The sequence below is a fragment of the Pseudomonas sp. MCal1 genome (assembly GCF_026341415.1).
In the GTDB taxonomy this organism is placed as follows: Bacteria; Pseudomonadota; Gammaproteobacteria; order Pseudomonadales; family Pseudomonadaceae; genus Aquipseudomonas.
Genome location: NZ_JAKUMP010000010.1, coordinates 279778 through 291575, shown reverse-complemented (window position 1 = coordinate 291575; position 11798 = coordinate 279778). Strand labels below are relative to the sequence as shown.

Annotated in this window: 11 protein-coding genes and 1 tRNA gene; 6 read left to right on the top strand and 6 right to left on the bottom strand. The window is 59.6% G+C overall.

The features are described 5' to 3' along the window. Positions 1–76 (top strand) — tRNA-Gly (locus MKZ87_RS18625). A gap of 121 nt (positions 77–197) precedes the next feature. Here MKZ87_RS18625 and MKZ87_RS18620 read toward each other — a convergent pair. The 4 genes from MKZ87_RS18620 to MKZ87_RS18605 all read right to left on the bottom strand — a co-directional run bounded on the left by MKZ87_RS18620 (position 198) and on the right by MKZ87_RS18605 (position 4260). Then, complete coding sequence (locus MKZ87_RS18620; protein WP_085704771.1) at positions 198–1937, bottom strand: dipeptidase; 1740 nt, start codon at positions 1935–1937, stop codon at positions 198–200. A gap of 195 nt (positions 1938–2132) precedes the next feature. Then, on the bottom strand, positions 2133–2771 hold the full coding sequence (locus MKZ87_RS18615) for a LysE family translocator (RefSeq protein WP_085697017.1): 639 nt from the start codon (positions 2769–2771) through the stop codon (positions 2133–2135). A 1-nt stretch (position 2772) separates the two neighbouring features. Beyond that, positions 2773–3543: a 2OG-Fe(II) oxygenase gene (locus tag MKZ87_RS18610; protein ID WP_085704769.1), complete on the bottom strand. Its 771-nt coding sequence runs from the start codon at positions 3541–3543 to the stop codon at positions 2773–2775. Positions 3544–3633: 90 nt separating this feature from the next. Continuing rightward, positions 3634–4260: a hypothetical protein gene (locus MKZ87_RS18605; RefSeq protein WP_085704767.1), complete on the bottom strand. Its 627-nt coding sequence runs from the start codon at positions 4258–4260 to the stop codon at positions 3634–3636. A 90-nt stretch (positions 4261–4350) separates the two neighbouring features. Here MKZ87_RS18605 and MKZ87_RS18600 point away from each other — a divergent pair, with 90 nt between their 5' ends. Then, complete coding sequence (locus MKZ87_RS18600) at positions 4351–5346, top strand: LysR family transcriptional regulator (RefSeq protein WP_085704765.1); 996 nt, start codon at positions 4351–4353, stop codon at positions 5344–5346. A 57-nt stretch (positions 5347–5403) separates the two neighbouring features. Here MKZ87_RS18600 and MKZ87_RS18595 read toward each other — a convergent pair whose 3' ends face one another. Together MKZ87_RS18595 and MKZ87_RS18590 are read right to left on the bottom strand one after the other, a co-directional pair. Continuing rightward, a complete protein-coding gene (locus tag MKZ87_RS18595; RefSeq protein ID WP_007950758.1) occupies positions 5404–5811 on the bottom strand; it encodes a PA2817 family protein in 408 nt (135 codons plus the stop codon). A gap of 74 nt (positions 5812–5885) precedes the next feature. Continuing rightward, entirely contained in the window at positions 5886–8333 is a 2448-nt protein-coding gene (locus MKZ87_RS18590; RefSeq protein ID WP_085704763.1) for an acyl-CoA dehydrogenase, read from the bottom strand. A 248-nt stretch (positions 8334–8581) separates the two neighbouring features. Between MKZ87_RS18590 and MKZ87_RS18585 the strand changes: the two genes are divergently transcribed. The 4 genes from MKZ87_RS18585 (at position 8582) to MKZ87_RS18570 (ending at position 11748) form a co-directional block, all read left to right on the top strand. Beyond that, positions 8582–9241 (top strand): transglutaminase-like domain-containing protein, encoded by a 660-nt coding sequence (locus tag MKZ87_RS18585; RefSeq protein ID WP_085704761.1) that lies wholly within the window; start codon positions 8582–8584, stop codon positions 9239–9241. Positions 9242–9284: 43 nt separating this feature from the next. After that, entirely contained in the window at positions 9285–9908 is a 624-nt protein-coding gene (locus MKZ87_RS18580; RefSeq protein ID WP_085704759.1) for a glutathione S-transferase family protein, read from the top strand. A gap of 131 nt (positions 9909–10039) precedes the next feature. Then, positions 10040–10972, top strand: coding sequence for an ABC transporter ATP-binding protein (locus MKZ87_RS18575; protein WP_085697010.1), 933 nt, complete (start codon positions 10040–10042; stop codon positions 10970–10972). Next, entirely contained in the window at positions 10969–11748 is a 780-nt protein-coding gene (locus MKZ87_RS18570; protein ID WP_085697009.1) for an ABC transporter permease, read from the top strand. The genes MKZ87_RS18575 and MKZ87_RS18570 overlap by 4 nt, the downstream gene beginning before the upstream one ends. Positions 11749–11798: the final 50 nt, after the last annotated feature.

Genomic DNA, 11798 nt, shown 5'->3' with positions numbered 1-11798 from the left:
GCGGGAATAGCTCAGTTGGTAGAGCACGACCTTGCCAAGGTCGGGGTCGCGAGTTCGAGTCTCGTTTCCCGCTCCAAATTCACAAAAACGCCGCTCAGTGATGAGCGGCGTTTTTGTTTGTGCGTTTTTTGTCACGCAGTAAAAAAGACCGCGAGGTCTTTTTGTGGGCCTGCCAACGGGGCAGGCCCGAAACGCCATCAGAGCTTCGGCAGTTGCCCGATACGCCCCATCATCTCCGTGACGATCTGCAGGTCCAGCAAGAACTGGTCAACGGTCTTGAATTCGCCATCGGTGTGACCGGTGTACTTGACCTCCGGTCGTGCCAGGCCGAATTGCACGCCGTTCGGCAGTTCATGCACCGAGGTGGCGCCGGCCGAGGTGCCGAACTCGTGTTTCATGCCCAGGTTTTCGGTGGCCACGGCCAACAGTGCCTTGACCCACTCGCCTTCAGGGTTGCGGTACATCGGTTCGGCGATCGAATAGTCGAAGTTCACCGCGACATGGTTTTTCTTGCTCCAGGCTGCCAGTTTGTCGGCGATTTCGGTCTTGAGCACTTCCGGCGACTTGCCCTTCGGCACGCGCAGGTTGACCGCGAGTTTGAAGGTTTTGTCGTCCATGCCGACGTAGGTCAGCGACGTGGTCAACGGGCCCATGAAGTCATCGGCGAAACCGACGCCCAACTTGCCACCCTTGTAATCCAGACCCCAATTGTCAGCGGCGTAGTGCGCAGCGTCGGTGATGTGGTTGTGCTTGAACGCAATCTTGCCGTCCACGCTGTGAATGAAGTCGAGCATACGGGCAACCGGGTTGACCCCGGATTCCGGTTCGGATGAGTGCGCGGAAACACCGGTGACGGTGAGTTTGACGTCTTTGCCATCGACCTTGGCGTTCACTTCGAAATCGCCGCCATTTTGCTTGGCATATTCAGTGCCGGCCTTTTGCAGGCTGGCCGCCAGTTCGGCGGGTTTGTCGGTCACCAGCGTGACGGCGGAAACAGACGGAATCTGGTTGGTTGCCATGCCTCCGGTCATCGAGACCAGCTCCGCGCCTTTGCCCTCGGCTTTGCGCTTGGCGAACTTGGCCATGACCGTGCCGTAACCTTTCTCGGCAATCACCACCGGGTAGCCACCGTCCAGTGCCAGGTTGTACTCCGGCGTCGGGTTGCGTTCGAAGTAGTAGGGAATCGCGTCGCCGGTGGTTTCTTCGGTGGTGTCCACCAGCAGTTTGAAATTGCGCGCCAGCGGCAGCTTTTCTTCCTTGATCACCTTCATGGCATACAGCGTCACGACGATGCCGTTTTTATCGTCCTCGGTGCCACGGCCGTACATGCGGTCGCCGATCAGCGTGACCTTGAACGGATCAAGTTTGGTGCCGTCCTTAAGCACCCAGTTCTCCGGTGTTACCGGCACCACGTCGGCGTGCGCATGAATGCCCACGACTTCCTTGCCGCTGCCGTCGAGGGAGATTTCGTAAACGCGGTTGTCGATGTTGCGATAGTTCAGGCCGAAAGACTCCGCCAGATCCTTGATCTTGCCGGCGATCTTGATGAATTCGGGGTTGTCGTGCTGATCGACACCGTCCTTGCGGAAGGTCGGGATTTCCACCAGTTCGCGCAGGGTTTCCAGAGCGGCTTTGCCGTACTTTACGCGGGTGTAGAGGCCGAGCAGGCGATGGATCTCATTCTGTTGTTCGGCGGTCAGCGTCTTGTTGTCGAGGAAGGCGCTGATGGCGGGACGCAGATCGTCGGTCTTGCTCAGGTCGTTCTTGGCCAGATCGCCGAGAAACGCTCTGAAATCACTGACTTTTGCCTCATTGAATGTCTTGAGGATGGTCGCGCTCTGCTGCTCGGTCAGGTTGGCGTGGGCTGGCAGTGTGACGGACGAAAGGCTGGCCAGAATCAGCGTCGAGGCGGCCAGTTGCTTGAGTGAAAAGTCCATTGCTAAGGGCATTCCTTTGCAGGCGGTGAGTAGGAAGTGTCTGATCGATGCGTCAGACGGTTTCGCAAACTAACACCACCCGCGAGTGATAGGGGAGCCCCCGAAGTGGGACGCGTCGCACAGAAATGCAAAAGCGGCGCAGAATCGAAAAAGCCCGCCCAATCTGTCTGGGTCGGGCTTCTCCGATCAATGTGCTTACATCGACAGCACCAGACGCCCGGCAAACAGGATCAGAATCACCCCCATGCTGCGCTCGAACCAGTGGCCCATGCGCATGAACAGCACGCGCACTTTGCTGCTGGAAAAGAACAGCGCGACGATCACGAACCACAACGCATTCACCCCGCACATCCACAACCCGTACAGGGCCTGGATTTGCAGCGGCGTGCTGGCGCTGATGATCGTGGTGAAGATCGCCAGGAAAAACAGCGTGGCCTTGGGGTTGGTGGCGTTGGTCAGGAAACCGGTGGAGAACGCCTTGAACAGCGATTGCTCGACCAGCGGTTCGTCGCTGGCTTTTTCGCCTTCCATTGTCGTCTTGGGTTTGCTGCGGATCAGGCTGATGCCCAGGTAAAGAATGTAAGCGCCGCCGACCACTTTGGCGACGGTCAGCAGCCAGGGCGTGGTGTGCATCAAGGCGCCGACGCCCAGCAGGGTGTACAGAACGTGCACGGAAATTCCCGCGCCGATGCCCAATGCCGTGCAGATGCCGACCAGTCGGCCGAAACGCACACTCTGGCGGATGGTCACGGCGAAGTCCGGGCCGGGAGCGACCACGGCCAGAAAGTGGATGGTGGCCAGTGCCAGAAACTCGCCCAGGTAATTCGATGTCATTTCAGCTCCAGAAAGTCAGGGGTGATGCATTGCCGCGATAGCCGACAAAAAACGATAGGCTCAGGCGCGGATCGTCTACGCCCGGCGTCACCGAGTGCATGCGACGCGAATTGAACATGATGAAATCCCCCGGTTCCGGGCGTACTTCGAGGGCGGGCGGGCCGAGCAGCGCAGGGTCGATGCCGTAGCTGTCGCCGCGCATTTCGTCGAAACGGTCTGGCGAGATGTCGTCTTCCCACATCTGCAATGCGCCGCCTTCAGTCGGCATGTTGAGGTAGACGTTGCAGGCGAACTGCGCCTCCAGACTGCGAGCCTGGAAACTCTCCGGCGCATCCTTGGCGAATATGTCGTGGTGGGCGAGGAAGCACACGCCCGGTTTCACTACCCGGGACAGGCCAACGTACATCTTGCGCCCATAGAGGTTCTCCAGATGGGCGCCTGCGGGCCAGGATTCATCGAGCATGCAGCGCAGGGTGTCGACCGGCGACGAGTAGGGCGCGCAACGGTTACGCAGTTCGGCGATGTTGCTGGTGGCGCGCTCGAAATAATCTTCGATCAGCAGCGGCTGGTTTTCCGCCTCGTAGAACGCCATGCCGATCCGGCCGATGCTGGGCGCGTTGATGTAACCCTCGAAGCCAGGGGCGAGGATCTTGTCACCAATCTGGATCGCCTGCGCGTGGGGCAGAAAGCCTTTGACGCGGATGGCGAGGACTTCTTCGTTGGCCAGTTTTTTTATGCACGTCTCATCGAGACGCTCGACGTCAAGCATCATGGTTTCAGGTCCATCTATCGAATAGTCAACGGAACCGGCGAACGCGGTTCCCCCGGCGCCGGACGCTGCATCTGGCAGCGCCCGAAATCCTCAATCCACGCTGTAGTGGACGGACAACGTGCCTTTCTTCTGCGAAAGGGACGCGATCGTGACTGTGCCCAGATCCTTCAGGCTGCGTACATGGGTGCCGCCGCAGCCATAGGCTGGCAGTTCACCGAAACCGATTTCCCGCGCGCCTTCGCGCAGGGATGTCAGGCGTGGCAGATCGTGTTCGATCCACTGGCCGATGCCGAACTGAACAATTTGTGCATCGACTTCCTGGGCCGAATCTCCAGGTTTGAATTGCACCCGGCCCTCGTCCGGCCAGTGGTGGGCCTTGACCGGCATCCAGCCCAGGGCCTGGACAAAGTGGCCGATCAGATGCCCGGCAGAGTGCATGCGGGTATTAAAGCGGCGGCGTTCTTCGTCGACACGAATCTGGGTCATGCCCAGCGGCACCGGTTGATTGATGAAATGAATGATTCGGTCCGCTTCCTGGACGACCCGCAGCACTTGGCTGTCGCCAATCCAGCCGGTATCACAGGGTTGGCCACCACCCTGAGGATGAAAAAGCGTGGCGCGCAACACAACGGCGAATTCGTTCTCGTGGGGCGTGCAGTCGAGGACTTCCACATTGGCCTTGAGGTCATCACTATGGAAAAAGAGGCGAAGCGTCATATTCCATGCCCTTATTAAAGTTTCTTTTTTAATTATATGAATCGTGCAATAACGTGATAATCCGTTCAAACATCAAAGGACTGTTGCGCTGTGAGCATAAATCTTCCCCTGCCGCTGCTCGGTGAAATGGCGATTTTCGTCAAGGTCGTCGAGACCGGCAGCTTCTCCGAAGCCGCTCGCCAATTGGGCTCATCGCCGTCGGCGGTCAGCCGCAGTATTTCCCGGCTGGAGAAGGCACTGGCCACGCGGCTGCTCCAACGCACCACGCGCAAACTGCGCTTGAGTGATGGCGGGGAAGAGGTGTTCAAGCGCTGTCAGGAAATGGTCAGTGCAGCGAAGTCGGTGATGGAGATCAGCGGCCAGTTCAACCACGAAGCCGAAGGGCTGGTGCGGGTCAGCGTGCCGAAAGCGGTGGGGCGTTTCGTGATTCATCCGCACATGCCGGAGTTTTTGCGGCGCTATCCGAAAGTCGATGTGGAGTTGTTGCTCGAAGACCGCCAGGTGGATCTGATCGACGACCATGTCGATCTGGCCATTCGCATCACGGATCGTCCACCGGCCGGACTGGTCGGACGACAACTGCTGACCATCGATCATTTGCTCTGCGCGACACCGCAATACCTGGCTGAACGCGGGACGCCGACTCATCCCCACGACTTGCTCAACCACAGTTGCATCTATCTGGGCGAAACTCCGAGCGATGCGCGCTGGAAATTCAAGAAATGCACGAAAGCCGTCACCGTCGGCGTGCGCGGCCGGTATGCCGCCAATCACACTGGCGTGCGCCTGGGCGCGGTGTTGCAGCACATCGGTATTGGCAGCCTGCCGTATTTCACTGCGCGTTATGCACTGGAGCAGGGGCTGATCGTACAGGTGTTGCCGGATTGGACATTCCTGGCGTCCTACCACGGCGGATTGTGGTTGCTGCACTCGCCGACGCGCTATTTGCCGCCGAAGCTGCGGGTGTTCATCGACTATCTGGTGGAGTGCCTGGGGAAAGAGCCGACCCTGAGCAAACCGGGAAAGTCTGGCGGAACAAAACCTTTGGCCGAGTACGAATTGCCCGAGAGTGAAGGGTTGCTTTGACCCCATGAAAAAGGCCCGCATGGATCACCATGCGGGCCTTTTTTTATCAGGCAAAAATCAGTGCTTGCTGTCCTGGGCGGACATCGCCAGCAGCTGTTTTTCCTGGTTCCAGTCGAACGGTTCGTCGTTCTGTTCGGCTTCGTAGCGGCGTTCTTCCAGCGCCTGATACATGTCGATTTCTTCGTCGGACAGGTAGTGCAGGCAGTCGCCGGCGAAGAACCACAGCAGATCCCGCGGGATCAGGTGGGCAATTTGCGGGTAACGGGTAATCACCTGAGTCAGGATGTCCTGGCCCAGGTATTGGCTTTCGATCGGCTCGATCGGCAGTGAAGCCAGCAGTTCGTCGAAACGCTCCAGGAACAGGGCATGGCTTTCTTCGGGAACCTGATCGGCCTCACCTACGGCGACCAGGATGCTGCGCAGGTGGTCGAGCAAAACCAGATGATCGGCAACGACGTTGGACACGAGATAAGTCCTCAAGAGCAAAACGGGCGCGGGAGTATAAAGCCCCTGCGCCCGTTTTTCACTGATTGAAGGGATCAGCGGATTTTGCCTTCCGCGGGTTTCAGCTCCTCTTTGTCGAAATCATCGACATCGATCACCTTGCGCCGCGCCGCTTCGGCATCACGCAGGGACTGGGCTTCCACGGCCTGCAACACCCCGGCCTCCAGTGCTGCATCGATGACGTGTTCGCCGGCTACCGGTTTGACCTGACCGCTCTTGAGTGAAGTGTGCAATTTTTTGTGCAGTGGTTGCGCAGCGTTCAACTGATCGAAGGCGTGTTGCAGCGCACCGACCGCATCGTCTGCCGATTGCGGGCGATAGCAGCCGGCAAGCAGTTCTTCCAGCGCCGGATCGCCCTTGGCCCGGCCGATGACCGCAGCGACTTCTGCACCGAGTCTGTCCGACGGCCCTTTGTGACGGCGACCGAACGGGAACACGATCACCCGCAGCAGGCAGCCGAAGACCCGGTTCGGGAAGTTGGTCAGCAATTCGTCCAGCGCCTTTTCCGACTGGCCGAGGCTTTCTTCCATGGCCCATCTGAACAACGGTTCCATGTACGCCGGGGAGTCGAGATCGTGATAACGCTTGAGCGCTGCCGAGGCCAGATAGAGGTTGCTCAGCACATCACCCAGTCGTGCCGACAGACGTTCGCGGCGTTTCAGCTCGCCACCCAACAGCATCATGCTCAGGTCGGCAAGCATGGCAAACGCGGCGGCCTGTCGGTTGAGGGCGCGGAAGTAACCCTGGCTGAGTCTGTCTCCCGGCGCATGTTCGAAATGGCCGAAACCAAGGTTCAGCACCAGTGTGCTGGCGGCGTTGCTTACGGCAAACCCGATGTGCTTGAGCAACAGGCCATCGAATTCCTTGAGCGCCTGATCCTTGTCCTCGCGTCCGGCGAGGGCCATTTCCTTGAGCACGAACGGATGGCAGCGGATCGCGCCCTGGCCGAAGATCATCAGGTTGCGCGAAAGAATGTTCGCGCCTTCCACGGTGATGAAGATCGGTGCGCCGTTCCAGCTGCGGCCCAGATAATTGTTCGGGCCCATGATGATCGCTTTGCCGCCATGCACGTCCATGGCGTGGCTGATGCACTCGCGACCGCGTTCGGTGAGGTGGTACTTGAGAATCGCCGACAGCACCGACGGCTTCTCGCCCAGATCCACCGCATTGGCAGTCAGCATCCGCGCAGCATCCATCATCCACGCGTTGCCGCCGATCCGCGCCATGGCCTCCTGAATGCCTTCGAACGCTGACAGCGGCACGTTGAACTGCTCGCGAATCTGCGCGTATTGCCCGGTCACCAGGCTGGTGAACTTGGCCGCGCCGGTGCCGACTGCCGGCAGCGAGATCGAACGCCCGACCGACAGGCAGTTCATCAGCATCATCCAGCCTTTGCCGAGCATTTCCTGGCCGCCGATGAGGAACTCCAGCGGGATGAACACGTCCTTGCCGGAGTTCGGTCCGTTCATGAACGCAGCGCCCAGCGGCAGGTGGCGACGGCCGATTTCCACGCCGGGGGTGTCGGTCGGGATCAGCGCGAGACTGATGCCCAGGTCTTCCTTGTCGCCGAGCAGGTGATCCGGGTCATAGGCCTTGAAGGCCAGGCCGAGCAAGGTCGCGACCGGGCCGAGGGTGATGTAGCGTTTTTCCCAGTTCAGGCGCAGGCCGAGGGTTTCCTGGCCCTCCCATTCGCCCTTGCAGACGATCCCGGTGTCGGGCATGGCGCCGGCGTCGGAGCCGGCGAGCGGGCCGGTCAGCGCAAAGCACGGGATGTCGTCGCCTCGGGCCAGTCGTGGCAAGTAATGATTGCGCTGTTCGTCGGTGCCGTAGTGCAGCAGCAGTTCGGCCGGGCCGAGGGAGTTGGGCACCATCACGGTGGAGGCAAGGTCGCCGCTGCGGGTCGCCAGTTTCATCGCCACCTGGGAGTGAGCGTAGGCGGAGAAACCCTTGCCGCCGAACTCCTTGGGAATGATCAGGGCGAAGAATCCGTGTTCCTTGATGTGCGTCCAGGCTTCTGGCGGCAGGTCCATCGACTGGCCGATCTGCCAGTCGGTGACCATGGCGCAAAGCTCTTCGGTCGGGCCGTCGATGAACGCTTGTTCTTCGTCGCTCAGTTGCGCTTTTGGATAGGACAGCAGCTTGTCCCAGTCCGGGCGCCCGCTGAACAGTTCGCCGTCCCACCACACCGTGCCGGCATCGATCGCGTCGCGTTCGGTCTGCGACATCGGGGGCAGGGTTTTCTGGAACCAGCTGAACAGCGGCGCGGTGAAGTGTTTGCGGCGCAGGTCAGGTAACAGCAGCGGGGCAGCAACCAGGGCCAGCACGATCCAGAAAATCAGCAACAGCCAGCCCGGCGCGTGGCTGAAAATCCCCATCGCCAACAGGTAAGCGGCAACGATGCCCAGTGCAGGCAGCGGGGCGATGCGCCGGTGGGCCAGATACGCCACGCCGACGATCAGAACCAGTATCCACAACAACAGCATATTTAATCCTCCGTGAACCAGGGCGAACCGACCCTCCAGAGCTTAGACGGCATCTGCAAAACGGGGCGGTCAGAGCAAGGTGATTGAAATCGTGGGAAACCCCGGATGTCTTTTGTAGGTTCGGTGGGCAACACGCGTGGGAAATCGTTCGCAGCTTCCGCGTCTTTGCGTGCATGTTTGGCCGAAACGTCGTTATCTCTGTGCTGAACCTCTCGCTAGACTCGAGGCTCAATCAGGAGAGTGTCGTCATGCACGAGTATCTGAGCCCCGGCCGCTTCATCGATAGTGACCACCCCTCGGTGGTGGAGTTCGCCGAGCAGCACCGTGGTACCAGCCGCGATCCGCTCGCGCAGGCGATCAGTCTTTATTACGCCGTGCGCGAGGCGGTGCGTTACAACATGTACACCTTCAGCCGCGACCCGCAAACCTTGCGTGGCAGTTACGCGCTGGCGGCGGGTGAGAGCTATTGCGTGCCCAAGGCCACGCTGCTCGCCGGTTGCGCGCGCCATTGCGGGATCCCCGCACGGATTGGTCTGGCGGATGTGAAAAATCATCTGTCGACGCCGCGTCTGCTTGAGCTGCTGAGAAGCGAGGTGTTCGCCATGCATGGTTATACCGAGCTGTTTCTCAATGGTCGCTGGGTGAAAGCCACACCCGCGTTCAACCAGAAGCTCTGCGAAATGTTCAACGTGGCCCCGCTGGAATTCGACGGCATGAACGACAGCGTTTTTCACCCTTACAACAGTGATGGCGCGCTGTTGATGGAGTACCTGGTCGATCACGGCCAGTTCGCCGATGTACCGGAATCCTTTTTCTTCGAACATCTGCAGAAATGTTATCCCCACCTGTTCAACGATCAGCAGAAACCATTGTCCAGTGACATGCGCGGTGATGTCGGCAGCCTCTGATCCGGCGTATGCTGCCTGCCCATTCACTGGAAAAGAGGCGGTCATGCTGAAGATCTGGGGTCGCAAGAATTCGTCGAATGTCAGAAAACCGTTGTGGGCTGCCGAAGAACTCGGGCTGGCCTACGAGGCCATCGATGCCGGTGGCGCGTTTGGTGTGGTCGACACACCGGAGTACCGGGCAATGAACCCGAACGGGCGGGTGCCGGTGATACAGGACGACGGTTTTGTGCTGTGGGAATCCAATGCCATCGTGCGTTACCTGCTGGCAAAACATGCAGCCGATACCGCGTGGTACCCGGCGGATCCGCAGACCCGTGCCACCGCTGACAAGTGGATGGACTGGACGACTTCCAGTTTTGCAGGGCCGTTTCGCACGGTGTTCTGGGGCGTACTGCGTACCCCGGCAGACAAGCAGGACTGGCCGGCGATCCATGCGGCGATCAAGGAGTGCGACGGCTTGCTGGCGATGGCCGATCAGGCGCTGAAGCATCAGCCGTATCTGTCCGGCAACGAAATCGGCATGGGCGATATCCCGCTCGGCAGTTTCATTTATGCCTGGTTCGAGATGCCGATCGAGCGCGCGCCGATGCCGCATCTGGAGGCCTGGTACGCGCGACTGAAGCAGCGTCCGGCGTATCGCAAAGCCGTCATGACCGCGTTGACTTAATACCTACTATCGACACACTTGACTGTACTTGTGCGGCGGCGGCAAGCACCATTGCGCTTGTGCGCCGCGGTTGTCTCCCTCGCCGCCCGCCGTCATTCAGTCCTTTTTCTCTTCTTGGTGCGTAATCCGATATGAGTTCCGCTCTGTCCATCCGGCAGCTAACCAAAACCTACGGCAACGGGTTCCAGGCCTTGAGTGGTATCGATCTGGACGTCGCTGAAGGTGACTTCTTCGCCTTGCTCGGCCCCAACGGCGCCGGCAAATCCACGACCATCGGCATTCTCTCGACCCTGGTCAACAAGACCAGCGGCACCGTGAATATCTTTGGCAACGACCTGGACAAGAACCCGGCGGCGCTCAAGCGCTCCATCGGCGTGGTACCCCAGGAATTCAACTTCAACCAGTTCGAAAAGACCTTCGACATCGTCGTGACGCAGGCCGGCTATTACGGCATTCCGGCGAAGATCGCCAAGGAACGCGCCGAGCAGTATCTGACTCAGCTCGGTCTGTGGGACAAGCGCGATGTGCCGTCGCGTTCGCTGTCCGGCGGCATGAAGCGCCGTCTGATGATCGCCCGGGCGCTGGTGCATGAACCGCGTCTGCTGATCCTCGACGAACCGACCGCCGGGGTGGATATCGAGCTGCGCCGCTCGATGTGGACGTTCCTCACCGAACTGAACCAGAAAGGCATCACCATCATCCTCACCACCCATTACCTGGAAGAGGCTGAGCAGCTGTGCCGCAACATCGGCATCATCGACCACGGCACCATTGTCGAGAACACCAGCATGCGTCAGTTGCTCGGGCAACTGCATGTGGAAACCTTCCTGCTCGACCTGAAGAACGATCTGGCGGTCGCGCCGCAACTGGCCGGCTACCCGGCCCGTCTGGTGGATGCGCATACGCTGGAAGTCCAGGTCGACAAGTCCATGGGCATCACTGCGCTGTTCGGCCAACTGGCCCTGCAGAACATCGAAGTGCTGAGCCTGCGCAATAAAACCAATCGCCTCGAGGAGCTGTTCGTGTCCCTGGTGGAGAAAAATCTGTCGAAGGTGGCGGTATGAGTTCCGAGCTGCGCCCCAACCTCATTGCCCTCAACACCATCGTTTACCGCGAAGTCAGACGTTTTACCCGGATCTGGCCGCAGACCCTGCTGCCGCCGGCGATCACCATGGTTCTGTACTTCGTGATCTTCGGTAACCTGATCGGCCGGCAGATCGGCGACATGGGTGGCTTCACCTACATGGAATACATCGTGCCGGGTCTGATCATGATGTCGGTGATCACCAACTCTTACGGCAACGTGGTGTCGAGCTTCTTTGGCAGCAAGTTCCAGCGCTCCATCGAAGAATTGATGGTGTCGCCAGTGTCGCCGCACACGATTCTGATCGGTTACACCATTGGTGGCGTCCTGCGAGGCCTTATGGTGGGCGTGATCGTGACGATTCTGTCGTTGTTCTTCACCAGCCTGCAGGTGCATCACCTGGGCGTGACCGTTCTGGTGGTGGTGCTGACGGCGACGATCTTCTCGCTGCTGGGCTTTATCAACGCGGTGTTTGCGCGCAACTTCGATGACATCTCGATCATCCCGACCTTCGTGCTGACCCCGCTGACCTACCTCGGTGGCGTGTTCTATTCGATCACCTTGCTGCCGCCGTTCTGGCAGACCGTGTCGCTGGCCAACCCGGTGCTGCACATGGTCAACGCCTTCCGTTACGGCATCCTCGGTGTGTCGGATATCCGCATCGGTATCGCGATCACTTTCATGCTGGTGGCGACGGTGGTGCTGTATTTCGGTTGCGCGCGGCTGCTGGTAAGCGGGCGCGGAATGCGTACCTGATTTCTTCGATGTTGCAATGAAAAACGGCCTCCCACAGTGGAGGCCGTTTT